The sequence below is a fragment of the Nocardiopsis sinuspersici genome, assembly GCF_001998325.1.
Classification (GTDB): Bacteria; Actinomycetota; Actinomycetes; order Streptosporangiales; family Streptosporangiaceae; genus Nocardiopsis; species Nocardiopsis sinuspersici.
The window spans coordinates 4635866-4661163 of record NZ_MCOK01000001.1; the positions used below are offsets into that span (position 1 = coordinate 4635866).

At 72.0% G+C, this 25298-nt stretch carries 25 protein-coding genes; 10 read left to right on the forward strand and 15 right to left on the reverse strand.

Annotated features, from left to right (window positions below; translation table 11 throughout):
• Nucleotides 1-22: 22 nt before the first annotated feature.
• Nucleotides 23-1171, reverse strand: a complete 1149-nt coding sequence (locus NOSIN_RS20030) for a putative quinol monooxygenase (RefSeq protein ID WP_077692228.1) — start codon at nucleotides 1169-1171, stop codon at nucleotides 23-25.
• A gap of 266 nt (nucleotides 1172-1437) precedes the next feature.
• Between NOSIN_RS20030 and NOSIN_RS20035 the strand changes: the two genes are divergently transcribed.
• Nucleotides 1438-2235 (forward strand): HAD family hydrolase, encoded by a 798-nt coding sequence (locus NOSIN_RS20035; RefSeq protein WP_077692229.1) that lies wholly within the window; start codon nucleotides 1438-1440, stop codon nucleotides 2233-2235.
• 367 nt (nucleotides 2236-2602) lie between these two features.
• Here the strand turns inward: NOSIN_RS20035 and NOSIN_RS20040 are convergent, their stop codons facing one another.
• The 5 genes from NOSIN_RS20040 to NOSIN_RS20060 all read right to left on the reverse strand — a co-directional run bounded on the left by NOSIN_RS20040 (nucleotide 2603) and on the right by NOSIN_RS20060 (nucleotide 6883).
• Nucleotides 2603-3538, reverse strand: a complete 936-nt coding sequence (locus tag NOSIN_RS20040) for an NAD-dependent epimerase/dehydratase family protein (RefSeq protein ID WP_077692230.1) — start codon at nucleotides 3536-3538, stop codon at nucleotides 2603-2605.
• A 225-nt stretch (nucleotides 3539-3763) separates the two neighbouring features.
• Nucleotides 3764-3862, reverse strand: coding sequence for a 30S ribosomal protein bS22 (locus tag NOSIN_RS20045; RefSeq protein WP_013155353.1), 99 nt, complete (start codon nucleotides 3860-3862; stop codon nucleotides 3764-3766).
• 220 nt (nucleotides 3863-4082) lie between these two features.
• Nucleotides 4083-4718, reverse strand: coding sequence for a histidine phosphatase family protein (locus NOSIN_RS20050; RefSeq protein ID WP_077692231.1), 636 nt, complete (start codon nucleotides 4716-4718; stop codon nucleotides 4083-4085).
• A 31-nt stretch (nucleotides 4719-4749) separates the two neighbouring features.
• Entirely contained in the window at nucleotides 4750-6057 is a 1308-nt protein-coding gene (gene hemL, locus NOSIN_RS20055; RefSeq protein ID WP_077692232.1) for a glutamate-1-semialdehyde 2,1-aminomutase, read from the reverse strand.
• A 127-nt stretch (nucleotides 6058-6184) separates the two neighbouring features.
• On the reverse strand, nucleotides 6185-6883 hold the full coding sequence (locus NOSIN_RS20060; RefSeq protein ID WP_077692233.1) for a phosphatase PAP2 family protein: 699 nt from the start codon (nucleotides 6881-6883) through the stop codon (nucleotides 6185-6187).
• A gap of 250 nt (nucleotides 6884-7133) precedes the next feature.
• Here NOSIN_RS20060 and rraA point away from each other — a divergent pair, with 250 nt between their 5' ends.
• Entirely contained in the window at nucleotides 7134-7622 is a 489-nt protein-coding gene (gene rraA, locus NOSIN_RS20065; RefSeq protein WP_077692234.1) for a ribonuclease E activity regulator RraA, read from the forward strand.
• A 68-nt stretch (nucleotides 7623-7690) separates the two neighbouring features.
• Here rraA and NOSIN_RS20070 read toward each other — a convergent pair whose 3' ends face one another.
• From NOSIN_RS20070 to NOSIN_RS20105, 8 genes are all read right to left on the reverse strand, one after another.
• On the reverse strand, nucleotides 7691-8353 hold the full coding sequence (locus tag NOSIN_RS20070) for a bifunctional DNA primase/polymerase (protein ID WP_077692235.1): 663 nt from the start codon (nucleotides 8351-8353) through the stop codon (nucleotides 7691-7693).
• Nucleotides 8354-8448: 95 nt separating this feature from the next.
• A complete protein-coding gene (hemB, locus tag NOSIN_RS20075; protein ID WP_077692236.1) occupies nucleotides 8449-9447 on the reverse strand; it encodes a porphobilinogen synthase in 999 nt (332 codons plus the stop codon).
• Between the two features lie 78 nt (nucleotides 9448-9525).
• Nucleotides 9526-11211, reverse strand: coding sequence for a bifunctional uroporphyrinogen-III C-methyltransferase/uroporphyrinogen-III synthase (locus NOSIN_RS20080; protein ID WP_077692237.1), 1686 nt, complete (start codon nucleotides 11209-11211; stop codon nucleotides 9526-9528).
• 104 nt (nucleotides 11212-11315) lie between these two features.
• Nucleotides 11316-12308: a hydroxymethylbilane synthase gene (hemC, locus tag NOSIN_RS20085; RefSeq protein WP_077692238.1), complete on the reverse strand. Its 993-nt coding sequence runs from the start codon at nucleotides 12306-12308 to the stop codon at nucleotides 11316-11318.
• Nucleotides 12305-13810 carry a glutamyl-tRNA reductase gene (locus tag NOSIN_RS20090; RefSeq protein WP_077692239.1) on the reverse strand — a complete coding sequence of 502 codons (1506 nt, stop codon included), beginning with the start codon at nucleotides 13808-13810 and terminating at the stop codon, nucleotides 12305-12307. Before NOSIN_RS20090 ends, hemC begins: the two co-directional genes overlap by 4 nt.
• A 136-nt stretch (nucleotides 13811-13946) precedes the next feature.
• Complete coding sequence (locus NOSIN_RS20095) at nucleotides 13947-14642, reverse strand: redox-sensing transcriptional repressor Rex (RefSeq protein WP_077692240.1); 696 nt, start codon at nucleotides 14640-14642, stop codon at nucleotides 13947-13949.
• A gap of 327 nt (nucleotides 14643-14969) precedes the next feature.
• Nucleotides 14970-15236, reverse strand: a complete 267-nt coding sequence (locus NOSIN_RS20100; RefSeq protein ID WP_077692241.1) for a glutaredoxin family protein — start codon at nucleotides 15234-15236, stop codon at nucleotides 14970-14972.
• A gap of 35 nt (nucleotides 15237-15271) precedes the next feature.
• Nucleotides 15272-15529 carry a MoaD/ThiS family protein gene (locus tag NOSIN_RS20105; protein ID WP_077692242.1) on the reverse strand — a complete coding sequence of 86 codons (258 nt, stop codon included), beginning with the start codon at nucleotides 15527-15529 and terminating at the stop codon, nucleotides 15272-15274.
• 105 nt (nucleotides 15530-15634) lie between these two features.
• Between NOSIN_RS20105 and NOSIN_RS20110 the strand changes: the two genes are divergently transcribed.
• The 7 genes from NOSIN_RS20110 to NOSIN_RS20140 all read left to right on the forward strand — a co-directional run bounded on the left by NOSIN_RS20110 (nucleotide 15635) and on the right by NOSIN_RS20140 (nucleotide 23576).
• The gene (locus NOSIN_RS20110) at nucleotides 15635-16402 is read left to right on the forward strand and encodes a winged helix-turn-helix transcriptional regulator (protein WP_077692243.1); all 768 of its coding nucleotides are present in this window, start codon (nucleotides 15635-15637) and stop codon (nucleotides 16400-16402) included.
• A gap of 277 nt (nucleotides 16403-16679) precedes the next feature.
• The gene (locus tag NOSIN_RS20115; RefSeq protein WP_077692244.1) at nucleotides 16680-17858 is read left to right on the forward strand and encodes a hypothetical protein; all 1179 of its coding nucleotides are present in this window, start codon (nucleotides 16680-16682) and stop codon (nucleotides 17856-17858) included.
• Nucleotides 17859-17980: 122 nt separating this feature from the next.
• Nucleotides 17981-18973 carry a mycothiol synthase gene (gene mshD / locus NOSIN_RS20120; protein WP_077693676.1) on the forward strand — a complete coding sequence of 331 codons (993 nt, stop codon included), beginning with the start codon at nucleotides 17981-17983 and terminating at the stop codon, nucleotides 18971-18973.
• A 339-nt stretch (nucleotides 18974-19312) separates the two neighbouring features.
• On the forward strand, nucleotides 19313-20278 hold the full coding sequence (pstC, locus tag NOSIN_RS20125; RefSeq protein ID WP_077692245.1) for a phosphate ABC transporter permease subunit PstC: 966 nt from the start codon (nucleotides 19313-19315) through the stop codon (nucleotides 20276-20278).
• Nucleotides 20275-21360: a phosphate ABC transporter permease PstA gene (gene pstA, locus NOSIN_RS20130; RefSeq protein WP_077692246.1), complete on the forward strand. Its 1086-nt coding sequence runs from the start codon at nucleotides 20275-20277 to the stop codon at nucleotides 21358-21360. Before pstC ends, pstA begins: the two co-directional genes overlap by 4 nt.
• 55 nt (nucleotides 21361-21415) lie before the next feature.
• Entirely contained in the window at nucleotides 21416-22195 is a 780-nt protein-coding gene (gene pstB / locus NOSIN_RS20135; protein WP_077692247.1) for a phosphate ABC transporter ATP-binding protein PstB, read from the forward strand.
• Between the two features lie 415 nt (nucleotides 22196-22610).
• A complete protein-coding gene (locus NOSIN_RS20140) occupies nucleotides 22611-23576 on the forward strand; it encodes a nucleoside hydrolase (protein ID WP_077692248.1) in 966 nt (321 codons plus the stop codon).
• 197 nt (nucleotides 23577-23773) lie between these two features.
• On the opposite strand, the gene NOSIN_RS20145 is transcribed toward NOSIN_RS20140, so the two are convergent.
• Nucleotides 23774-24391 carry a DUF47 domain-containing protein gene (locus NOSIN_RS20145; protein ID WP_073704808.1) on the reverse strand — a complete coding sequence of 206 codons (618 nt, stop codon included), beginning with the start codon at nucleotides 24389-24391 and terminating at the stop codon, nucleotides 23774-23776.
• A gap of 423 nt (nucleotides 24392-24814) precedes the next feature.
• Here NOSIN_RS20145 and NOSIN_RS20150 point away from each other — a divergent pair, with 423 nt between their 5' ends.
• On the forward strand, nucleotides 24815-25291 hold the full coding sequence (locus NOSIN_RS20150) for a sterol carrier family protein (RefSeq protein ID WP_077692249.1): 477 nt from the start codon (nucleotides 24815-24817) through the stop codon (nucleotides 25289-25291).
• The last annotated feature ends 7 nt before the right edge of the window (nucleotides 25292-25298 follow it).

Sequence of the window (25298 nt, forward strand, 5' to 3'; positions counted from 1 at the left end):
CCCGGGACCGCGGCCCGTGTCCTCAGTGGGGCATCAGCATGGCGGTGAGACCGTCACTGGCCGCCGCGCCCGAGAGGGAGAGCTCGATCACGTTGGTGGCGACCACGTGCTGGGTGCTGAGGCGGGAGAACTCCAGCACGTGCGGCTGCTGCTCGTGCTCCTCCTGCGCCAGCTCGTCGCGGTAGATCGCGTAGACGATGCGCTGTAGCGGGGCGCTGGGCACCGTGTGGCAGGCGAACAGCAGGGTGTCGGGCTCCCGGTGGGAGACCTGCGCGACGACGGCGTCGGCGAGGCGGTCGAAGCCCGTCCCGCGCCCGTCGGCGAGCGTGTAGATGGTGATGACGCCGCGCAGCTTGGCGGGCGGGGCCTGCCGGACCGGCGGGCCGTCGTAGTAGTCGTCGTAGGGGTCGGCTTCGCGGCGCTTACGGCGCACGGGCTCCTCCAGAAGGTCGTCGTCGAGGTCCTCGTCCGCGTCGCCGTAGTCCTCGTAGTCGTCGTAGCCGTCGTCGTCGTAGGGGTCGCGGCGGGGGCGCGCGGCCATGGCCGCCGCTCCCCACAGGGCGGAGACGGCTCCGAGCATCAGCAGCGCACCCCAGGCGCCCAGGCCGAGGCGGCCGACCAGGACGGACAGCAGCACGGACAGGGCGACCAGCCCCAGCACCGAGAGGTCGGTGCCCCGGTTGACGGAGTCGCGTCTGGCGACCGCGACGAGCGCGGTGACGAGGAGGACGGCGACGAGTACCTGCGCGACGTTGACGAGCGAGCGCGGGATGAGGTCGTAGTGCTCGCCCAAGGCGGGGTAGGAGTCGCCGAAGCTGGTGCCCACCCGGTCGATGGACAGCACCACCAGGGGAACGATGGTGAACGCGCTGAGGAACAGGCGCGAGGTGAACCGGCCGCGGGGCGACCGGACGCCGTACTCGAAGGCCCCCCAGGCCATGTAGAGCGGCCCCAGGAGGCTGATGCCGATGTGCAGTATTCGGAAGGTGGCTCCGCCGAAGTCGAACATCGCCCCGACGACGCCCGCGCTGAGCCCGACCGTCGTACCCAGTGCGGCGACGAGCCAACCGACGGAGGCCACACCGGGACGGCGCTGGGCATAAGCGGCGAGCGCGGCGGTGGCGCTCCAGCCCACCAACGCGCTTATGAATGCCAGTCCTACCGTCACCATCCCGACAATGATGATGCACGTTGATGGGTGGATGTGCCCTCGGTGCACATATGAGGGGTTCCCTTCGGGGAAGATCCCGCAGAGTGGAGGCCACGGCGGTGATTCACACTGTGACCTTCATCACCCGGTTTGTCGCCGCCGCACAGCGGCCACACCCGCCCCGCGAGTGGCCGTAGGCTCGCCAGTACGCGGGGAACGCCGCCCCTGCACCGGAGGGCCCGACCGCACCGGAGGGCCGTCTCCCCCGCCCGAGCCAGGAGATAACCGTGTCACACGACGCCGCGCCCCCGCCTCCGAACGGTCCCGGGGCCGCCTTCTTCGACGTGGACAACACCCTGATGCGGGGTGCGTCGATCTACCACTTCGCCCGCGGCCTGGCCTCCCGCGACCTGTTCACCACCCGCGACCTGGTGCGGTTCGCGTGGGGGCAGACGGTGTTCCGGGTGACCGGGAGCGAGCAGCCCGAGCACATCAACGCCGCGCGCGAGGCCGCGCTGGCCTTCGTGGCGGGGCACGACGTGAACGACCTGGTCGCCCTGTGCGAGGAGATCTACGACGACACCATGGCCGACCGGATCTGGGAGGGCACCCGGGCGCTGGTCCAGGGGCACCTGGACGCGGGCCGGCCGGTGTGGCTGGTGACGGCGACCCCCGTGGAGCTGGCGCAGATCATCCGGCGCCGGCTGGGGCTGACCGGTGCGCTGGGCACCGAGGCCGAGAACGTGGACGGGGTGTACACGGGGCGGTTGAACGGGGACCTGCTGCACGGTCCGGCCAAGGCCGTGGCGGTGCGCGCGCTGGCGCGGAGGCAGGGATGGGACCTGGCGTCCTGTTCGGCCTACAGCGACTCCTCCAACGACCTGCCGCTGCTGTCCCTGGTGGGGCGCCCTCACGCGGTCAACCCGGACGCCGACCTGCGCCGGTACGCGCGTACGCACGGGTGGCCGGTGCACGACTTCCGGCGGCACCGGACGGCGATGCGGGTGGCCGTCCCGGCCGCCATGGCGGGCGCGGTCGCCGGTGCGGTGGCGCTGCGCGCGGTGAGACACCACAGGACGGGCTGAGGAGGGGACTCCCGCGCGGCGGGCGCCGAGGACACGGGCGGCCGAAGGCACCGGGACGTCCGACGACGGATGGCCGGAGCGGCCGGCGGAGACGTCCGGCGAAGGGTGCTCGGGGCCGCCGGATCCTGCCGGGGGGTCTGGGGCCGTCGGGGGCTGTCGGGGGTCGTCAGGACCGGTCAGGGGCCGTGTGCCGGCGCCCGCTTGTCCACAGGCTGTGGAGGGGGCGTGGCGCCGCCGGGCGCCGACTGCTGCGATAGATGCGAGTGGTCCCGGGGTCAGAGCGTTTCGGGCTGCCCGAAAAGCCGCCAGATGCCCTTTCCGGACGTTTTCACTCCCGCGCCGCACCTCAGGGCCGGGCGGCGGGTTCTCAGCGGCCCAGCGTGGCCCTGGCGAGCGCGAGCACGTGGACGGGCCGCAGGCGGTCCGCGCGCGAGGACGTGCGGCGGCTGTCGGCGTAGGCGTCGAAGGCCTCCACCGAACTGTAGGAGGGCGACCAGTCCAGCACCCGCTCCAGGGGTTCGGGGTCCATCCCGGAGGTGTCCAGCTCCGTCCGCACGGCGCGGGAGGCACTGGAACTGGCGTAGGCGATCCGGCCGTGCCTGGCCAGACCGCGCAGCACCCTGAGACCGCGTTCGGGAACGGGGAGCCGCTGGCCGCCGACACGGCGCAGGCAGTGGGAGAGCGGGACCGAGTCCGCGCCCGCCACGTCGAAGGATCCCGTGCCGTCGCTGAGCGCCATGCGCACCAGCGCCTCGGCGCCGTCGTCCTCGTGCAGGAACTGCACGTGGGGATCGCTGCCCAGCACCGTGGGCACGACGCGCGAGTCCAGGTAACGGGTGAGGGGGGTGCGCACGGAGGGGCCGATGAGGTTGGCGAACCTCAGCACGGCCACCGAAAGGTCGGGGCGGCGGCGTTGCAGTCCGCGGGTGTGCCGCTCGACCTCGGCCGCGTCGTCGGCGTCCAGGGTGGCGCTGGAGCGCACCACCAGGCGCCGGACGGTCGTGGAGCGCTGGGCCGCGCCGAGCACCCGCATGGTGCCCAGGACGTTGTCCTCACGGTTGGGGACGTTCACGGTGTCCAGGCCCAGATGCAGGACGAGATCGGCACCGGAGTCGGTGACGATCCTGTCCAGGCTCCCGTCGTGCAGGTCGACATGGGCGTACTCGACCCCCGGCGCGTCCTCGGACGGCGAGGAGGAGTCCGCGCCGATCACCCGGCGGACACCGGGCTCCTCGCTCAGGGCCTGGGCGACCCTGGTGGCCAAGGGGCTGGAGACCCCGGTGACGAGTACGACACGAGCCATGGCGACACGTTCCTTGGGAGGAGACGGGAACTGTTCCGGCAGGCCCGCGGACCGTTCACCCCGAGGGTGAACCGGCGACCGCGACCCGTGAGGCACAACAGTGCCTCACCCAGAAAATTCCATTGCTGCGGCAAAGGCCGCGCAAGGACGAAGGCGTCTCCGCGTCCGGGGCGTGCCTGTGGCGCGCCCGCGCCCGCGGAGAGACGACGTTCGCCGCAACTGCTCCTACTTCTTGTTGCGACGCGCGACACGCGTGCGCTTGAGCAGCTTGCGGTGCTTCTTCTTCGCCATCCGCTTGCGGCGCTTCTTGATGACGGAACCCATGGGATCACCTTCTCGCTGACGAGAGTTACGGACATGCCGCACCGCTGGACGGTGGAAACCGGCAAGGAGCTCGGATGCGGTCGCTGGGCCCACTGGGCACCGACCCGCGCAGGACGCGGGGTGGCCGGTGCGACCGGGACGGCCCCGGGGAGGCCAGCGCTGGAGAGCGCACCCACCGCACCCGAAGCACCAGCTTACCGCCACGGGTAAGCGCTCTGGGTCACGCCCCGGGGAACGCGGGCTCGTCCTTGTACAGGACGGCGGCCGGTTCGGCGTAGCTGACGCTGGTCAGGTGCTGTTCGGTGAAGGTCAGCGACGTCACGCTCGCCAGGTTGCACTCGCGCAGGTCCGGCCGGTGCCACAGGCGTTTGCCCTCGGCCGCGCGGCGCGCCATCCAGATCGGCAGCTGGTGGCTGAAGCACACGGCCTCGCGCCCCCACGCGGCGCGGCGCGCGACCTTGACGGCCTCCACCATGCGGGCGACGATCTCGGAGTAGGGCTCGCCCCAGGACGGCAGGAACGGGTTGTAGACCCGGCTGAACACGCGGGGGTCGCGCACCGAGCGACGTGACAGCGCCATGCCCTCGAACTTGTTGGCCGCCTCGATGAGCCGGTCGTCCAGGGTGACGGGCAGGCCCGTCGCCTTCTGGAGGGGGACGGCGGTCTCCTGGGTGCGGTCCAGCGGCGAGGAGAACAGCGCCGCGATGTCGTGGCCGTCCAACCACTCTGCGGTCATCTCGGCCATCTGCTGGCCCCGGTCGCTGAGGTGGAAGCCGGGAAGCCTTCCGTAGAGCACCTTGCCGGGGTTGTACACCTCTCCGTGCCTCAGCAGGTGCACGACGGTGGTCGTCGTCATCGTGTGTGTCTTTCCTTCGTGGTCGTGGGCGTCAGGAGCGGGGCCGGCCCTGGGCCTCCGCAGCGGCCCGGGCCGCCCTGGGCAGTGCCGAGACCACCCTGTCGACGGCGGTGTCGTCGTGCGCCGCGGAGAAGAACCACGCCTCGAAGGCGGCGGGCGGCAGGTACACGCCCTGGTCGAGCATGGCGTGGAAGAACGCGGAGAAGACCGCGGTGTCGGTGGTGCGGGCGGTGTCGAAGTCGACGACCTCCCGGTCGGTGAAGAACACCGTGAAGAGGCTGCCGCCGCTCTGGACGCGGTGGGCGACCCCGGCCGCGCCGAGCTCCTTGGAGACCTCGGTCCGGACCTGCTCGGAGACCTGGTCGATGCGGTCGTAGACCTCGGGGGTGGCGCCCCGCAGGGTGGCGAGCCCGGCGGCGGTGGCCAGCGGGTTCCCGGACAGGGTGCCCGCCTGGTAGACGGGGCCGTTCGGGGCGAGGCGGTCCATGATCTCGGCCCGTCCGCCGAACGCGGCGGCGGGCAGGCCGCCTCCCATGACCTTGCCGAAGGTCATGAGGTCGGGTGCGACCCCCTCCAGGCCGTACCAGCCCGAGGCGCTGACGCGGAAGCCCGTGAGGACCTCGTCGAGGACGAGCAGGGCCCCGTTGGCGTGCGCGATCTCCTTGAGGCGCGCGTTGAACCCCTCCCCGGGCGGCACGACTCCCATGTTGGCGGGGCAGGCCTCGGCGATGACGCAGGCGATGTCGTCGCCGTGCTCGGCGAAGGCGCGCTCGACGGCCTCGGTGTCGTTGTAGGGCAGCACGAGGGTGTCTGCGGCGCTGGCGCCGGTCACGCCCGGGGAGTCGGGCAGGGCGAAGGTGGCCAGCCCGGAGCCGGCCGCGGCCAGGAGCGCGTCGACGTGGCCGTGGTAGTTGCCCGCGAACTTGACGACCTTGCTGCGCCCGGTGAAGCCGCGCGCGAGGCGGATCGCGGACATGGTGGCCTCGGTGCCGGAGTTGACGAGGCGGACCTTCTCCACGGGGGCGCGTCCGACGATCAGCTCGGCGAGCTCGACCTCGCCGGGGGTCGGCGCACCGTAGGAGGTCCCGGCTCCGACCGCGCTGTGGAGGGCCTCCACGACGGCGGGGGCCGCGTGGCCGAGGACGAGCGGCCCCCATGAGCACACGAGGTCGACGTACCGGTGGCCGTCGGCGTCGGTGAGGTAGGGACCCTCGCCCTTGACGAAGAAGGGCGGGGTGCCGCCGACGGCGCCGAAGGCGCGCACAGGCGAGTTCACGCCGCCGGGCACGACGGCGGAGGCGCGCTGGAAGAGCTCTGCTGAAGTCTGTTGGTTACCCACCCCACCAGTGTGTCAGTTGTGTCCTGTTCCGAGACCGTGACCCGCCCCGCGCAGGCCGTGCCCCGGCCCAGGTCCGCGCACACGTGTGCCCCGTCCCGGGGCGGGACGGGGCACACGGGGAGGGTCCTCAGGCCCGGGTGGAGCGGCCGCTCGCGAAGGCTTCGGCCCTGGCCTCGGAGCCGGCCGGAGCGGGCCGCGCGGTCGCGCCCGGGGACGCGGGCCGGTCGGCGCGCACGAGGGGGCGCAGGCGGTCGCTCCGGGCCAGGAGCTCGGTGAGCGCGGTCATCGGGCGGGCCATGGCGAGGGAGGCCAGGACGGCCACGGTGGCTCCGATGAGGAGGCCGGCGGTGACGTCGTGCGGGTAGTGGACGCCGACGAGGACCCGGGAGAAGGCCTCCAGGAGGGCGACCAGGACGGCGACGACGGCGATGCGGCGCCAGGCGAGGACGAGTGCCGCCGCGGCGGCTCCCGCGATCGCGGCGTGGTTGCTCGGGAAGGACCAGTCGCCGACGGGGTCGCAGGTGGCGATCGTGGCGAGGTCGGTCATCGCCTGGCAGGGGCGCATCTGCTCGAAGAACGACTTCACCGTGTTGCTGACCGCGTAGGCGACGACGGTCGCCACGGGGGCGAACAGGGCCAGGCCGACCAGGCGCGTGCCGAAGGACCGGGCGCGCCACCACGCGGCGAGGAAGAGGACGGCGAACACGCCGAGGAAGAGGTCGGTGCCCGTGTGGGCCGTGTTCTGCGCCCACGGGGGGAGTTCCACCGCGAACTCGATCACGGCTCGGGACCAGGCTGCGCTGACGGCGAAGATCTCGGAGGCCATCTCTCTCCAGTGGGTCGTACGGGGAGGGTCGCGCGCAGGGGGGAGGAACTGGGCGACGTCCCGTCCGAATATGACGGGACTCCCACGGTTCGGTGACGGGAAGAAGCTCATCCTGTCATCAACCCGGCCTTCCGGAATCACCCGAAAGTGCCGTATCGACGAAAGAGACGGGCGGCACCGACCAAAGCGTCGGAGGTACCAGCGAGTAACTTTGGTGGTGTCCATTCGCCTCCCCGAGACCGGAGCTGCCATGACCTCGAACTTCTCCACGGCGGACCTCATCGACGACCACGGCGACACCCTGCGCAGCTGCTCCACGCAGTTCCGCCGGTTCGGAGGGCGCGAGGTGTTCTCCGGCCGGATCCGCACGGTCAAGTGCCACGAGGACAACGGCCTGGTCAAGCAGGTCCTCAACACCCCCGGCGACGGCGCGGTCCTGGTGGTGGACGGCGGCGGATCGCTGCGGTCCGCCCTGATGGGCGACATGATCGCCGAGGCGGCCGTGGCCAACGGCTGGGCCGGCGCCGTGATCTTCGGCGCGGTCCGCGACACCCGTGCCCTGGGCGGCCTGGACCTGGGTGTGAAGGCCCTGGGCTCCAACCCCCGCAAGTCCCTCAAGGACGGCGCCGGGCGCCTGGACGTGCCGGTCTCCTTCGGCGACGTCACGTTCGTCCCCGGCGAGTGGCTCTACGGCGACGAGGACGGCGTGGTCGTGAACGCCGAGGAGATCGTGCTCTGACACCCGGCCGCGCGCGGAGGGCGGAGAGGGCCGCGCGAGGCCCCTCCGCCGCATCCGTCCCGCGCGGACTAGCCGGCGAACTCCTCGCTGGCGTCGGCGAGGATGCCGAGCACCGCGATCGGGTCGGGCAGCACCACCGCGCCGTCCGTGCCGTCCGTGCCGTGCGGGGCCCGGATCCAGGAGAACCTGCCGCCGGAGGGCAGTTGGGACGGTGCGCCGAGCACGAAGCTGTCCCGGCAGTGCCAGCGCAGGCCCGGCATGTCCTCCACGGCCTCGGGCACGCAGTCCAGGCGGCAGGACCACCACTCGTCCTCGTCGACCGGTGAGCGGGTGGCCACGAAGAACAGGTAGCGGGAGGTCTCCGCCGTCGCCACCGGCCCCGAGGGCACTCCCGAGCGGCCCATCCTGGCCAGCGCCATCACGCCCGCCTCGCGGGGTACGTCGAACACGTCGAAGACCCGGCCCGTGGGCAGGATGATGTTCGCCTCCGGGGTGGCCGTCCACCACCGGCGGATGACGTCGGCGTCGGTGCTGGCCTCCACCCCCCAGGCCATCGTCACCGGATGCGCCGCCGGATCCGGACAGCCCATGCGGTCGCAACTGCACGCGCGGTCCTGGCCGGGCGAGGTGCCGCGCGCCACCGGCCAGCCCAGCGCGGCGTATCCCAGCGCGGCGTCGAGCATGCTGTCCGCGGCGTGGCGCCGTTTACGTCGGTACAGAACCTCGGCCATGAAGCCTCCCCGGTGGTCCTCGTGATCCAGGCGCGGCCTCGCCGTCGGAAAGGCCCTGCGCCCGGAGACCGCGGCCGGGGCGGGGCCTGGCCCCGCTACCGCAGCAGGCGGGCGGCCTCGGTAGCCCAGTAGGTGAGGATCTGTTCGGCCCCCGCCCGCCGGTACGAGGTGAGGGTCTCCAGAACGGCCCGTTCGCGGTCGATCCAGCCGCGCTCCGCCGCCGCCTCGATCATCGCGTACTCGCCGCTGACCTGGTAGGCCGACACGGGTACCGGGGAGGCCTCGGCCACCCTGGCCACGATGTCGAGGTAGGCCAGGCCCGGCTTGACCATCACCATGTCGGCCCCCTCGGCCACGTCCAGGGCGACCTCGCGCAGCGCCTCGCGCGCGTTGGCGGGGTCCTGCTGGTAGCCGGAGCGGTCGCCGAACCGCGGCGCGCCCTCGGCCGCCTCGCGGAAGGGCCCGTAGAAGGCCGACGCGTACTTGGCGGCGTAGGCCAGGATCGGCACCCGCTCGTGCCCGGCGCGGTCCAGCCCGGCGCGGATGGCCGCGACCTGGCCGTCCATCATGCCGCTGGGGGCCACCACGGCGGCGCCCGCCTCGGCCTGGGCGGCGGCGATGGACGCGTACCGCTCCAGGGTGAGGTCGTTGTCGACGTGTCCGTCGGTCAGCAGCGGACCGCAGTGGCCGTGGTCGGTGTACTCGCACAGGCACAGGTCGGCCATCACCACGATGTCGTCGCCGACCTCGGCGGCCAGGTCGCGCAGGGCCACCTGGACGACGCCCTCCGGGTCGTCGGCCGCCGAGCCGCGCTCGTCCTTGTGCCCGGGGATGCCGAACAGCATCAGCCCGCCGACCCCGGCCGCGGCCGCCTCGTGGGCGGCCTTGCGCAGGCTGTCACGGGTGTGCTGCACCTGGCCGGGCATCGAGGAGATCGCCACCGGCTCGGAGATCCCCTCCTTGACGAACACCGGCAGGACGAGGTTCTCCGGAAGCACCCGGGTCTCGGCGACCAGGCGGCGCAGCGCCGGGCCACGGCGCAGGCGGCGCGGCCGGGCGACGGGGAAGGCGGCGTCGTTGCTGGAGGCGGTCATCGCGGGACTCCCGATGTGGGTTCGTGCGGCGGTCGGACGGCGGGGCGGGGCTCCGGGGCTCCGAGGGCCCCGGAGCCCTCAGAGCTTGCGCCGGCGCCCGCGCCGCTTCTGGCTGGGCTTGAGGACGGGCTTGCCCGCCTCGACGGCTTCACGCCTCTTGGCGGCACCGTACTCCGAAAGGGCCTGCGCGAGGGCGGAAACGGACGCCTTCGGGGCCACGACGTCCACGCGCAGTCCGAACTCGATCGCGGTCTTCTCGGTCTCCGGGCCGATCACGGCGATGGCGGTGGTGTTGTGCGGCTTGCCCGCGATCCCCACCAGGTTTCGCACCGTGGAGGAGGACGTGAACAGCACCGCGTCGAAACCGCCGCCCTTGATCGCCTCTCGGACAGGGGCGGGCGGGGGCGCGGCGCGCACGGTGCGGTAGGCGGTGACGTCGTCGACGTCCCAGCCGAGCTTGTCCAGGCCCGCGGCCAGGGTCTCGGTGGCGATGTCGGCGCGCGGCAGCAGCACGCGCTCGATCGGGTCGATCTCGGCGTCGTAGGGCGGCCACACCTCCACCAGGCCCGCGCTGGACTGCTGTTCGTCGGGCGGCGCCAGGTCGGGCTGGATGCCGAAGTCGCGCACGGCCCTGGCGGTGGCCTCGCCGACGACGGCGACCTTGACCCCGGCGAAGGCGCGCGCGTCCAGGCCGTAGGACTCCAGGCGCTCGCGGATCGCCCTGACCGCGTTGGCGGAGGTGAAGGCCACCCACTGGTAGCGGCCGGTGACCAGTCCGCGGACGGCGCGCTCCATCTGCTGCGGGGTGCGCGGCGGCTCCACGGAGATGGTGGGCACCTCCTCGGGCACCGCTCCGTAGCCGCGCAGCTGGTCGGACAGGGCCGCGGCCTGCTCCTTGGTGCGGGGCACCAGGACGCGCCAGCCGAACAGCGGCCGGGTCTCGTACCAGGACAGGTCGGGCTGGCGTGCCGCGGCGGGGCCGACGATCATCAGCGCGGGAGCGGTGGCGTGGTGGCCCTTGGCGTCCTTGGCCTTGAGGTCGGCGACCAGCCGGGCCAGCGTGGAGGTGACCGTGGTCTGACGGGTGGTGCCCCCGGCGCGCACGACCGAGACGGGGGTGGTGGCGGGGCGGCCGCCCGAGACGAGGGCCTTGCACAGCACGTCGAAGCCGGGACCCTGGTGTCCGGGGGCCTCTCCGGCGGGCGCGTCGGCGCCCATGACGACCAGGGTGGCGTCGCTGGCGGCCGCCTCGTTCCAGTCGACCCCGCCCTCGACCCGGGCGTTGAGCACGCGTACCTCGGGGCTCTCCGCGTCCATCAGCGGCACGCCCGCGAAGGTCGGCACGGAGGTGATCGCGGAGACGCCCGGGGCGACCTCGACCTCGATCCCGGCCTCGTGGCAGGCGGCGACCAGTTCGGCTCCGCGGCAGCCGAAGAACGGATCGCCGGAGTACAGGCGGACCACCCGCCGCCCCTCGCGGGCCCGGGTCAGCGCGAGGGCGTTGACGTCGCCGCCGCACTCGCCGGCCTCCACCACGGAGACGTCCTCGGAGCAGTGGGCGAGGAGTTCGCCGCGAAAGGCGGAGAGCTCCTCGGCCGCCGGCTCGCGCAGCGTGATGACCACGTCGGCTCGGCGCAGCAGCTCGGCGCCGCGCAGGGTCAGCAGGTCGGCGTCGCCCGGCCCGGAACCGACCAGGGCTACGTGCCCGGACCCGTGCGCGGGGCGGCGCGGCTCCTCCTGCTGGGGGTTGGCGTTGGCGTTCACGTACTGGCTCCTCTGTGTGGGTCGCCCGCGCCCCGGTACGCGGTATCCGGGGCGGTTGCGGATGCGGCGGGTTCCGGCCGAGGACGCCCGCCGCCGGCTCCTGGTTAGGGTGTGTCCCTCTCCGCGAAGGCCTCCGCCACGATGCGGTCGGCTCCCTCGTCGATCATCTGGCGGGCCAGGTCCCGGCCGAGCGCTGTGGCGGCGGCCAGGTCCGCGACCGATTCGAGTTCGACGCCGCGCTCGCGGCGCACGGCGCTGGACCCGTTGGTGGCGACCACGGCGGCGCGCAGGTGCAGGCGGGACGTCTCGGCGTCGTACTGGGCGTAGGCGCCCACCGGGGCGGCGCATCCGGCTTCGAGCTCCGCGAGCACGGTGCGCTCGGCCACGACCGCGACGCGGGTGGCGGCGTGGTCGACCGAGGCCAGGTAGGCGAGGTCGCCCTCGAGGCGCTCGGCGGGGCACTCGACGGCGAGGGCGCCCTGGCCGGGAGCGGGCAGCATCTGCTCGGGCTCGAAGACGTCGGTGGCGTCCTCGGCGCGGCCGACGCGGCCGAGTCCGGCGTAGGCGAGGACGACGGCGTCGAGCTCGCCGGAGGTGACCTTGCCCAGGCGTGTCTCGGCGTTGCCGCGGATCGGCACGTAGGTCAGGTCCGGGCGCAGCAGGGCGAGCTGGGCGACGCGGCGCGGGGATCCGGTGCCGATGACGGCGCCGGGGGGCAGGTCGGCGAACTTGAGGCCGTCGCGGGCGCACAGGGCGTCGCGCGGGTCGTCGCGCTCGGGGACGGCGGCCAGCACGAGCCCGTCGGCCGGGGTGGTGGGCAGGTCCTTGAGCGAGTGGACGGCGAAGTCGATGGTGCCTTCGAGGAGCCGGTCGCGCAGGGCGTTGACGAACACGCCGGTGCCGCCGAGCTGGGTCAGGTGGGCCTTGGTGACATCGCCGAAGCTGGTGATCAGCTCCAGTTCGATCGCCCGGCCGGTGCGCTCGGTGATGGCGTCGGCGACCATCCGCGACTGGCTGGTGGCCATGGTGCTGCGGCGGGTACCGAGCTTGGCGGGGGCGCTGTCGACGGGGCTGCCGTTGGCGGGCGTACCTGTCATGGCTTCTCCTGTGCGGTCGGTGCCGCGGTGGCGGGTCCCTCGGTGGCGGCCAGCGCCTCCGGGGTCCCCGGATCGAGTGCGAAGAGTTCCCGAAGGGCCGCCTCGTAGGACTCCCCGTCCGGTGCGGCGGCCAGTTCCTTGACGCGCACGGTCGGTCTGTGCAGGAGCTTGTCGGCGACGCGGCGCATGGCGCGCGTGATCTCCTCGCGCGCGCGGTCGTCGAGGTCGTCGGGGAGGCGTCCGTGCAGACGCGACAGCTCGGACTCCACGACGTCCCTGGCCTGGGCCCGCAGGGCGACGACGGTGGGGGTCACCTGGTGGGCGCGGCGGACCGCGCGGAACTCGGCGACCTCCTCGTCGACGATGCCGCGGGCGAGGGTGAGGGCGCTGTCGCGGCCCGTGTCGGTGCCGGGGGCCGTGGCGGCGGCCTGGCGCAGGTCCTCGATGTCGACCAGCTCCACACCGGCCAGTCCGCGCACGGCGGGGTCGATGTCGCGGGGCAGCGCGAGGTCGAGGAAGACCAGGGGGCGCGTGCGCGCGGCGGTGGCGGCGGCCACGGCGTCCGCGGCGAGGACGAGGCCCTGGGCTCCGGTGCAGGAGATGACCAGGTCGACCTCGGCGAGGGTGTCGGCGGCGTCCTCGAAGGGGACGGCGCGGGCGTCGACGGTCTCGTAGGCCTCGGTGAGGCACTCGGCGAGGCGTGCGGCGCGCTCCATGGTGCGGTTGGCCACCACGACCGCCGCCGCGCCCTGGCGGGAGACGGTGTTGGCGGACAGGGCGCTCATGGACCCGGCGCCGAGGACGAGGACGCGCACGCCCGTGAGGGGCCCGTGCGTGGGCTGGGCGAGGCCGGGCGCCTCGACGGTGTCGCGGGGATCGGCGGACATGGGGCAGCCCGCGGGGGGCACCGCGTCCACGGCCGGGAGGGTCTGGCCGGCGGTGGTGCGGGGGGCGCCGGTCGGGCCGAGGCCCAGGCCGCCGGAGGCCACGGTGAGGCCGAAGCTGACCATGTCGGCGCCCGCGTGGTCCAGGTGGGTCTCGGTGTGGGCGCGCTTGCCCACGCGCAGGGCGCGCTGTCCGAGGTCGTTGAGGACGCGGCCGACGGAGCCGCTCTCCTGGCCCTCCTTGAGGGCGTCGCGCACCTGGCCGAGGATCTGTCCCTCGCCGACGACCATGGAGTCCAGCCCGCAGGTGACGGAGAACAGGTGCTGGACGGCGCGGTCCTCGTAGTGCACGTACATGTGTTCGGACAGCTCGCCGAGAGGGACGCCCGTGTGCCAGGAGAGGAGTTCGGTGACGGCCGCGACACCGCCGTGGAAGGCCGAGACGTCGGCGTAGACCTCGGTGCGGTTGCAGGTGGAGACGATCATGACCTCGTTGACGGACTCGGAGCCGACCATCTCCCCGACCGCCTTGGTCCGCGTCTCCCCGTTCAGCGCGACACGTTCGAGTAGCGCCACCGGCGAACTCCGGTGGCTCAACCCCACGGCCAGGACACTCATCCGCATTCTCCTATGCAGGCACTACACAGCGTCTTCGTATGTTCCCGGAGGCGGACGGACCTCCCGGTACGCGGCGCACGCTCGCTCATCGCCCACCGCTCACACGGGCCCAGCGGCCCCGAATCGTCGACATGTCTCACATCAGTTCCAGTCCAGCGCGTTCCGCGCCCCGGCCGTCGCCATCGGCCCTGCGCTGCGCGTGGAAGGCGAGGATCTGGAGTTCGATGGACAAGTCGACCTTACGCACATCGACTCCGTCCGGCACATTGAGGACGACCGGGGCGAAGTTGAGGATGCTGGCCACGCCGGCCTCGACGAAGCGCGTCGCCACGCCCTGGGCCGCGGCCGCCGGTGTCGTGATGACGCCGATGGAAACGCCCTTGGTACGCACAACCTCCTCCAGGCTGTCAATATGCCTCACGTCCAGGGACGCCACGTTCTGTCCGACCATCGCGGGGTCGGCGTCGAGCAGGGCCGCGATACGGAAACCGCGGGTTCCGAAGCCCCCGTAGTTGGCCAGTGCGCGGCCCAGGTTGCCGATGCCGACGATGGCCACGGCCCAGTCCTGGGTGAGACCAAGCTCACGCGAGATCTGGTAGACGAGGTACTCGACCTCGTACCCCACTCCGCGCGTCCCGTAGGACCCGAGGTGGGAGAGGTCCTTGCGCAGTTTGGCCGAGTTCACACCGGCGGCGGAGGCGAGGGCCTCGGAGGAGATGGTGAGGGTTCCGCGGTCCTGGAGCGCCTGGAGGGCGCGCAGGTAGACGGGGAGCCGGGCCACGGTGGCCTCCGGGATGCCCCTGTCCCGGGGCCGTGGTGGACGACTGATCACAGGCGGGCGCTCCTGAGCGGCGGTCGGTGCGGGCTGGTGCGGGGACGGACCGCGCGGGAGGCGGGCCGCGCGGTCCGGCGCCAGGAGCGGGCGGGGTGTCGCCCCGCTCCCCCGACAGGTCTGGAACCCCTAGATTACGTGCTTGTGAAAGTGCGCACAAAGTGGGGGCCGGTGTGACGACGGGCTCATGAGTTCCCACCCGGAAGGGCCGTGGCACGCCTTCCGGAAACCACGAGTTCGCGTTATGGCAAAGGGGACAACCGAAATAGCTCAGATGTGAGCATTTGTGTACACAACAAACTTTCCCCGCCGCCCGGCGTGTTCCGATCAGCCGCCGAGGGCGGCGCGCAGCCGGTCCTCGCCGACCCTCCAGAAGTCGTGGCGGCGACCGTCCACGAACGTGACCGGGACCTTGTCCCAGTACTCCTCGCGGTCGGCCTCGCCCACATCGTCCAGCCACTCCCGGGCCCGGCTCTCGCCCAGTTCGCCGGTGACCCGCTCGATGGTCCCCCAGGCGTCCTCGCACAGGTGGCACTCCGGTTTGCCGAGCATCACCACGCGCGCACGGCCCGCCCACTCGGGGCTTCGCGTCATGTTCCCTCCCTGCTTCCGTGGCCGTTCCGGCCGCCTCATCCGCCCGCGAAGGGCGGTAGGACCTCGATCACAGTCCCGTCCGCGACCCCGACCTCACCATGCGGCCTGCGCCCGACCGGGCGTTCGTCGACCAGGAGCGACGAAGATCCGAGTACGCGCTGGAAGCGGTCGTCCGGATGCAGCAGACACGCCGCCGCGAGGGCTTCTCCGAGCGTGACGGCGGTAACCGTCTCCTCGGCCGTTCCGGCCGCTTCCTTGGCCGCTGCCCAGTACCTGATAGTGCACTTCGCCATCTGTTGATTATCCTTGTGTTGCTCGGAGGCGACGTACAAGACATCTTCACCCGGGGGCAATGGCGCCTTCGATCGCCCGCATCGCGGGATGACGAGAAGAGACGCATGAGCCATCTGCTTCTGTTGACGAACTCGAACGAACCGTCGGACCACGTACTTCCCGCCCTCGGCCTCCTCCTGCACTCCGTGCGGGTGGCACCGGCCGAGGCCGGAGCCCTGCTGGCCTCGGGCGCGGCCGGCGGATCCGGCTCACCGGTCGACGCCATTCTGGTCGATGCCCGGACCGACCTCGCCGCCGCCCGCAACTTCTGCCGCCTGCTCGACACCACCGGTCTCGACTGCCCGCTGATCGTCATCCTCACCGAGGGCGGCGTGGCGGCCCTGACCCCCGACTGGCAGGCGGACGACTTCGTCCTGGCCACCGCCGGCCCCGCGGAGGTGGAGGCGCGCCTGCGGCTGGCCGTCGGATCGGCCGAGGCCGGAACGGACGACCCCGACGAGATCCGCAGGGGCGACCTCGTCATCGACGAGGCCACCTACATCGCGCGCCTGCGCGGCCGCATCCTGGACCTCACCTTCAAGGAGTTCGAGCTGCTCAAGTTCCTGGCACAGCACCCCGGCCGGGTGTTCACCCGGGCGCAGCTGCTCCAGGAGGTGTGGGGCTACGACTACTTCGGCGGCACCCGCACCATCGACGTCCACGTGCGGCGCCTGCGCGCCAAGCTCGGCGCGGAGTACGAGTCCCTGATCGGCACCGTGCGCAACGTGGGCTACCGCTTCGTGCCCGACCCGGTGGCCAAGGCTCCCGTGGCCCCGGTGGAGAGCGTCGACCCGCTGCCCGCCGCCCGGGTCGCCGAGGCCGACAGCAGATAACAGCAGGTGGGCGGGCCCGCGAACCGTGTCCGCACGGATCCACGGACCGCTCCGGGGCGCCGCGCACCGCGCGGGCGCCCCGGGGTCCTCCGTGCTCTCCGCCACCGCGAGATGACCAACGGTGCGGAAGAGGGCGCGTGGGCTCTCGTGTTCGACGGCTCCAGGTCCTAGGATCGGGGGGCACCCGAACGCCGGGACGTCAGGCGCGGCGAACTCCTCGCGGCAGGGTGTGCCGAAACCGTCTTGGCGCGCCATCCGCAAGGAGGAGAACGCCCCGATGTCCACGTCCGCCGCGAGTTCCCCGCTCACCCCCGGCCTCCGCCGCGCGGGTGCCGCTCTGGGCGCCGTATTCGTCGGTTCCAGCCTGATCGCCGTGATGCCTCCGGCCCACGCCGAACCGAGCCCGTCCGGGACCCCCTCACCCTCCGTCTCACCCTCCGCATCCGCCTCTCCCCCGGCCTCTGCTTCGACCTCTCCTCCTCCCTCAGCATCCCCGTCGCCCTCGCCGCCCCCTTCCGACCCGCCCACCGAACCGCCCACCGCGTCGGCGGTCATCGACTTCGAGAACGGCACCAGCGAGGTGAAACTGGGCGAGTCCGCCCCGGCCAACCCCCTCACCGTGAGCAACACCGGCGACGCCAGCATCTGCCTGACAGGGCTGGACGTGAAGGCCCTTGAGTTCAGTGCACAGGGTTTCGAGCCACAGGAGGTCGCTCCGGGCGACTCCGTGTCCGCGGGCGAGGTCACCGGCAGGCCCAGCAAGCCGACCGACGTCGTCGCGATCCTCACCTACGCGCTCGCACAGGAGGGCGTCGACTGCACGGCCCTCGAACCGACGACCGTGCACACCGTCGCCACCGGGGCGTGGACGGTCTCGGTGACCGGGCCGAGCCACACGCCCCCTCCGACGCCGTCACCCACCCCTTCGCCGGATCCCACCGAGAGCGAGACCTCTCCTCCGCCGGACCCGGATCCGTCCGGGACCCCAGAGGAGACCGAGGACCCGACCAAGGATCCGAGCGTCTCCGGAGGTTCCGGTGACGGCAACGGCTCCGGGGGCTCCGGTGACAGGAACGACTCCGGCCGTTCCGGCAACCCCTCCACGCCCTCGAACCCCTCGACCGGCGGCGGAGTGGGCGACGTCCCCACCAGTGACGTGCCCACCAGCGACCCCGCCTTCCCGGACCTGCCGAGCGACGACGCCGCCCTGCCCGAGGTCGCCCCCGGCTCCGAGGACCTCGCCGCGCTGCCGACGGTGACCCCGGGATCCGGCGGCGACGAACTGGACGGCGACGAGACCGAGGTGGCCGCCGGCCACGGCGACCTGGGCCCGAACATGGCCCCGGCGGTGCTGCTCGCGGCGTTCCTCCTCGCGCTGCTGCTCGCGACCCCGCTGGCGCCGGCTCGGCGCGTCCGTGTCGGCGGCGGCTACCAGGGCAAGCGCCGCAGGCAGTAGGGCCGAGACGGGAGTCGCCCGGCCCCGCCGCCCCGCGGGGCCGGGCGACTCACCAGGACAAACCCCTCCGCGGCCGTGCCTGTCCGAATTCCCGTGGCCGCTTCGTCGTAGGCTTGCGCTTCATGAGTACCCCGCTAGTCACCGACGACCTGGACGCGGCCCTCGCCGACCAGGTGCTGACACTCGCCGAGGCCGCCCGCGCGGCCGACGGCGTCGCCCCGCTGTCGGAGCACACACTGCTCCGCGTCAGACACGGCGCCCCCTCCGGGAGCAGCCGCTTCCACCTGGTCATCGAGGACGAACGCGTGGTCGGCTTCGCGTTCGTCGAACGCGTCGCGGACGAGCCCGGCTCCGGAGAGGTCGTCGTCGACCCCGCCCACAGGGGGCGCGGACACGGCACCGCCCTGCTGGACTCGGTCCACCGGGACGCCGGCCCCGAGGGGGTCCGCGTGTGGGCGCACGGACGCGTCCCGCAGGCGGTCTCGGTCGCGCAGGAGGGCGGCTGGACCGCCGTACGCGAACTCCACAAGATGCGGATGCCGCTGCGCGACATCGCCGACGACGAGGCGGGCGGCCCCTGGGCGGCTCCCGAGCTGCCCGAGCCGGAGCTGCGGCCCGAGGTGGCCGACCGGGTGCGGTTGCGGACGTTCGTCGTGGGCCAGGACGAACAGGCCTGGCTGGAGGCGAACGCGCGCGCCTTCGCCGACCACCCCGAACAGGGACAGATCACCCTGGACGACCTGCTCCAGCGCGAGGTGGAGGACTGGTTCGACCCGGACGGCTTCTTCGTGGCCACCGCCAACGACGGACGGGTCGTCGCCTTCCACTGGACCAAGGTCCACGCCGACGGCGCCGGGCTCACCGACGGCGAGCCGGTCGGCGAGGTCTACGTGGTGGGTGTGGACCCCGACTGGCAGGGCACCGGGCTCGGCCGCACGCTGACCCTGGCCGGCCTGCGCCATCTGCGCGACGCCGGGCTGCCGTGGGTGCACCTGTACGTGGACGGTGACAACGGGGCAGCCGTGCGGCTGTACGAGTCGCTCGGGTTCGCCATGTGGGACACCGACGTGATGTACGCGCCGCCCGTCGACGGGGACCGGCAGAGCCCCTCCTGACGTGCGGATCGTCACATTAACCGAGCAATCTCCCTACCGCCACGGTAGTGCGACGCCCCGTTCATTCTCCGTTCATCTTCCCTGGTACAACTCGTCACCTTCCCCGCCTACCTTCACATTCGGCGCGATACGGCCATCGCACGTCACGACCGTGGCGGGGTGGCCGGTGACCGGCCGCACACGGAGCTCGGACGGGCCTCCGTCGGGAGGGCGGCTCCCCGTTCCGGGGAGGACGTCGCCCCGTCGGGAACAACGAGACCAGGCACGCACGAGGGTGCACGGCCCTCACCGCACCACACGGGCGAACCGCCCTGAGACCTTCCGAACCGGAGTCAATCCATGACGACCACGGACGCGCCCGAGACGGCACCGCCGTCCTCGGGCAAGCGCCGGATCGGCGACGTCGCCTTCGCCGGGCTCGCCCGGGGCTCGGGCATCCTGATCCTGCTGATCCTCGCCGGCGTCGCGGCCTTCCTGATCGTTCAGGCCTGGCCCTCCCTGGCCGCCAACACCGCCAACTTCCTGACGACGATGGCGTGGGAGCCCAACGTCCGCGAGGATCCCGCGTTCGGTGTCGCCGCGCTGGCGTTCGGCACCGTGCTCGCCGCGGCCATCGCGCTGCTGCTGGCCACACCGGTGGCGATCGGGATCGCCCTGTTCATCGTCTTCTACGCACCGCGCAGACTGGCCTCGTTGCTCGGCTACATGGTGGACCTGCTGGCCGCCATCCCCAGCGTCGTCTACGGCCTGTGGGGCATCGGCTTCCTCGCGCCGCAACTGGTCCCCGTGTACCAGGCCATGGCCCGCTACCTGGGCTGGATCCCGCTGTTCTCCGGCCCCGCGTCCACCTCCGCGCGCACCATCCTGACCGCGAGCGTGGTGCTGGCCGTCATGGTCCTGCCGATCATCACCGCGATGTCGCGCGACGTGTTCCGCCAGACCCCGCAGGGACACCGGGAGGCCGCCCTGGCCATGGGCGCCACCCGCTGGGAGATGATCCAGCTGGCCGTACTGCCGTTCGGCAAGTCCGGAGTGATCGGCGGCGCGATGCTCGGCCTGGGCCGCGCCCTGGGCGAGACCATGGCCGTCGCCATGATCCTGTCCCCCGCCCTGGTCGTCTCCTGGGACCTGTTGCAGAGCGGAAACCAGACCATCGCCGCGCACATCGCGCTCCAGTACCCCGAGGCCACCGGGTACGGCGTGTCCGCGCTGATCGCCGCCGGCCTGGTCCTGTTCGCGATCACCCTCGTGGTCAACATGGGCGCGCGCTACGTGGTGGCGCGGGGGAACAAGGAGTCACGATGAGCACGACGACCACCCAGCCCCCCGCTCCCGGACCGGGCATGGGCTCGCCCCGGATCAACCTGCGCAGTGGGACGCTGCCGCGCCGCTTCCCCGCCGCCCTGCTGGCCTCCTGCGCCGCCGTGGTGGCCGGGGTCCTGCTGGCCTTCTCCTCCTTCGGGTTCCTCCTGTGGGGGGTGCTCACCGCCGTCGCGTACGTGGTGATCGCCGTGACAGCCTCGGCCCGCGTAGAGGGCGGGCGCAAGGCCAAGGACCGGCTGGTCACCTCGATCGTCTACATGTGCTTCCTGCTGGCGATGCTGCCGCTGGCGTCGGTGCTGTGGACCGTGTTCACCAACGGCATGAACCGGCTCGACATCTACTTCCTGTCGGTGTCGATGAACGGCGTCCTGCCCAGCATGGACGCGGGCGGTGCCTACCACGCGATCGTCGGCACCCTGGCGATCACCGGGATGGCCACGCTCATCTCGGTACCGATCGGTGTGATGACCGCCGTCTACCTGGTGGAGTACGCCCAGGGCCGCATGAAGCAGCTCCTCATGTTCTTCGTCGACGTCATGACGGGCATCCCGTCGATCGTCGCCGGCCTGTTCGTGGTGGCGCTGTGGATGGTGCTGTTCGGCCCGGGCCACACCAACGGCGCGGCGGGCGCGATCGCACTGGCGGTGCTGATGATCCCGGTCGTGGTGCGCTCCAGCGAGGAGATGCTGCGGCTGGTGCCGCAGGACCTGCGCGAGGCGGCCTACGCCCTGGGCGTGCCCCGGTGGCGGACCATCACCAAGGTGGTGCTGCCGACCTCCGCCGCCGGGCTGACCACAGGAATCATGCTCGCCATCGCACGTGTTATCGGAGAGACGGCTCCGCTGATCCTCACGGCGGGAACGTCGGCGGTGTCGATCAACTGGAACCTGTTCGACGGACAGATGATGAACCTCCCGGTGTTCATCTACTCGCAGGTCCGCATGGGCGGCGCCATCAACTACGAGCGGGCCTGGGCCGCGGCGCTGACGCTGATCCTGGTGGTGATGCTGCTGTTCTTCCTGGCCCGCATGATCGGCGGCCTGTTCGCACCGAAGGCCCGTTGACCCCAGACCAACCGCCCACGCCCCGCGCGCGGAGCAGATTCACGAGGAACTTCCAGTGGCGAAACGTATCGACGTCTCCGGACTCCACGTCTACTACGGCGACTTCCTGGCCGTGGCGGACGTGTCGATGACCATCGAGCCGCGGTCGGTGACAGCGTTCATCGGGTCGTCCGGCTGCGGCAAGTCCACCTTCCTGCGGGCCCTCAACAGGATGCACGAGGTGACGCCCGGCGCCCGCGCCGAGGGCAAGGTGCTCCTGGACGACCTGGACATCTACGCGCCCGGCGTGGACCCGGTCATGGTGCGCACCGAGGTCGGCATGGTCTTCCAGAAGGCCAACCCGTTCCCGACGATGTCCATCTACGACAACGTCATCGCCGGTGCGCGGCTCAACAACAGGCGGATGAGCAAGTCCGAGGCGGACGACCTGGTGGAGGGGTCGCTGCGCGGCGCGAACCTGTGGGAGGAGGTCAAGGACCGGCTGAACAAGCCCGGTGCGGGCCTCTCGGGCGGTCAGCAGCAGCGGCTGTGCATCGCCCGCGCCACGGCGGTGAAGCCCTCCGTGCTGCTCATGGACGAGCCCTGCTCGGCGCTGGACCCGATCTCGACCCTGGCGATCGAGGACCTCATCCACGAGCTGAAGGAGGACTACACGATCGTCATCGTCACGCACAACATGCAGCAGGCGGCTCGTGTGTCCGACCGGACGGCGTTCTTCAACCTGTCGGCTCCGGGCAAGCCCGGCCAGCTCATCGAGATGGGCGAGACGAACCAGATCTTCACGAGGCCGGAGAAGAAGGAGACCGAGAACTATATCACCGGCCGCTTCGGCTAACCCTTCGTCTACGGCTCCCCCGAAAGGGTGGCCGGCGATGGAGAGGCCGCTTCGGCTAACCCTTCGTCCGCGGCTCCCCCGAAGGGGTGGCCGGTGATGGGGTGGCCGCTTCGGCTAACCCCCCTCCCACCAGGCGCGACCGGTGATGGAGAGGCCGCTTCGGCCAACCCTTCGTCTACGGCTCCCCCGACAGGGTGGCCGGTGATGGGGTGGCCGCTTCGGCTAACCCCCCTCCCACCAGGCGCGACCGGTGATGGAGAGGCCGCTTCGGCCAACCCCTCACCTGTGCCTTCCCCGAAGGCACGACCGGCGATGGAGAGGCCGTTGGCGGGGTGGCCGCCCCGGCTGTTCCGTTGCATACTCGTCTCCCACCGGGACGACCGACGAGACGGCCACGGCGGCCAAGAGGAGAGAAGTGACCACTCCGCTGGTGATCGACACCGACACCGCGCAGGACGACTGCGTGGCACTCCTCGTGGGGCTGCTGGACCCGGGGGCCGACCTGCGCGCCATCACCATGGTGGCCGGGAACGTGGGCTTCGAACAGCAGGTGCGCAACGCCTTCACCACCCTCAGCGTGGCCGGTCGCCTCGGCGAGGTGCCCGTGTACCTGGGTTCCCGCCGCCCGCTCGTCCGGCCGTGGGTGAGCGCGGAGAACGTGCACGGTGACGGATCCGGCGGGCTGGCCATGGACTGCTCGGAGCTGGAGCCCGAGCCGGAGCACGCGGTGGACGCCCTGGTCCGGCTGGCCGCCGAGAGCCCCGGTGAGCTGTCGATCGTGGCGATCGGGCCTTTGACCAACATCGCGATGGCCGTGGCCAAGGACCCGGACTTCGTCCGCAACGTCGGCGCCCTGTACGTCATGGGCGGGTCCAACAACGGCCGCGGCAACATCACCGCCGCCGCGGAGTTCAACTTCTACGTCGACCCGGAGGCCGCGAAGGCCGTGTTCGCGGCGGGCTTCGATGTCACCGTGGTCCCGTGGGACCCGCTGACCCTGCGCCACGCGGTGTTCGACCAGGAGCGGCTGGACGCCATCGCCGCCCTGGGCACCCCTCTCGGGGACTTCTTCGGCCGCGTGTGCTCGGCGACGCTGGAGTTCGACCGCAGGGTGGGCATCGACGGCACCACGCACCCGGACTCGCTGACCGCCGCGGTGCTGCTGCACCCGGAGCTGGTGCGCCGCTCCGGGCGGTACCACGTGGACGTGGAGACCGCCGGGGAGCTGACCCGCGGGTACGCGGCCATGTCCTGGGGCGTCCACGGGCTGGAGGCGAACGCGACGGTGGTCGAGGAGGTCGACGCCGACGGGTTCTTCGACCACCTCGTGGAGGTGCTGTCCCGCCGGACGGTCCCCGCCCGCGAGATCACCGGCCTGTAGCTCCCGGCCCGCTCCCCGCGCGGGGGGACGGCCGGCGGTACCCCGGACGGCGCTCCGGGGCCCGCCGGGTACTCCGGCGGGCCCCGGAGCCCCTCGGAGGGCAGGAGGGCACGCCTGTCGCCCGCCACCGGTCCTCACGGGGCGGGGGACGGGGGAGGTTCGGTCGGGGGACTCGGGTCCGGGGGTGTTCGGTGTCCTCAGCCGTTCTTGACGACGATGGTCTCCACCGTGTTCGCGACGTGCTCGAACGCGTCCGCGGCGGTCTCCAGCTCCTCGATGACGTCCTTGAGCTTGAGGACGGTCAGGGCGTCGTACTCCCCGCTGAACAGGCGGGCGAGGAGCTTGCGGTAGATGCGGTCGGCCTGGTTCTCCAGCTGGTTGATCTCGATCCAGTACCGGTTCAGGTCCTCCAGTGCGCGGAGCCGGGGCATCGCCTCGGCGGTCAGCTCGGCGGCGCGCTCCAGCACCTCGATCTGGTCGATGATCCCCTTGGGGAGCCGCTCCAGACCGTAGAGGCCGATCAGGTCGACGGCGGCCTCCATGGAGTCCATGACGTCGTCCAGGTTCGAGGCCAGCCGGTAGATGTCCTCGCGGTGAATGGGTGTGGCCGAACTCTTGTTGAGGCGACGCATGATCGCGTGGGTGGCGTCATCACCCGCGTGCTCACAGGCGCGCATCTTCTCGGTGATGGCCTCGCGGTCAGCCCCGTCACTCATCAGCTCCACCAGCAGGCGGGCCGCGATGACCAGGTTGTTCGCCGAGTCGGTGAACATCTCGTAGTAACTGTCATCACGCGGGCGCAAGCGCAGGCGCACGTCGTTCTCCCGATGGTGCGGTGGTGTTCCTTGGTGGATGGTAGACGCGCGGGCCGTCTGGTCCTGCGCGGCGGGCAGGGCGGCACGGGCCCGGCGCCGTGGAGACGGGCGGACACGGACCTGGTCACCCCTTGTTCATCTCTGGCGGTGCCGCCGTATGGAACACCCTGGGGGTAGGGGGTCCATCGCAATCCTCTCAATCTCGACAACACCGGGACGGTTCGGGACGCTACCGTGTCCCGCTCCCGCTGACCAGCGGTGCGCTGAGACAGGAATCACCCAATCGAGCGGAGACCGGCGGACAGTTCCGCCGGTGTTCTTCGATGTCCACCTTCGGGCCATTTGGTCGCAATGACAAGCACCCCTCCTGTTCACCCACACGATGGCTCCGCCCCCGCCGGTCCCGCCCGTAGGCTTTGGTCCATGCCTTCCGCTCTGAGCGCGAGCGCCCTGCGGCGCCTGCGCGGGTCCCTGGACGAACAGCTCTCCGCGCTGGGAGAGGCCCCCTTCGAGGGCGGTGACGAGGCCGCCGTCGCCGCCTGCGCGGAGGCGGTCCTGCGCGCCGACGAGCCGCTGCGCGCGGCCGTCAAGGCCGCCGTACGGGGCAGTCTGGCCGTACTCGCGGACCGCGCCCCCGGACACAGCCTGGAGGTGCGCGTGCCACCGTACGGCGCCGTCCAGGCGGTCGAGGGGCCGCGTCACACCCGGGGCACCCCGCCGGGGGTCGTGGAGACCGATCCCCTCACCTGGCTGCGTGTGGCCACCGGGCGCCTCTCCTGGGAACAGGCCGTCTCCGGGCACCTGGTGCGGGCGAGCGGAGCCCGCTCCGACCTGTCCGGACGGCTGCCCCTGTGGCCGGTACCTCCCCCGGGTGGTGCCGGGCGGACCGCCAGGTACTAGGCTGTGG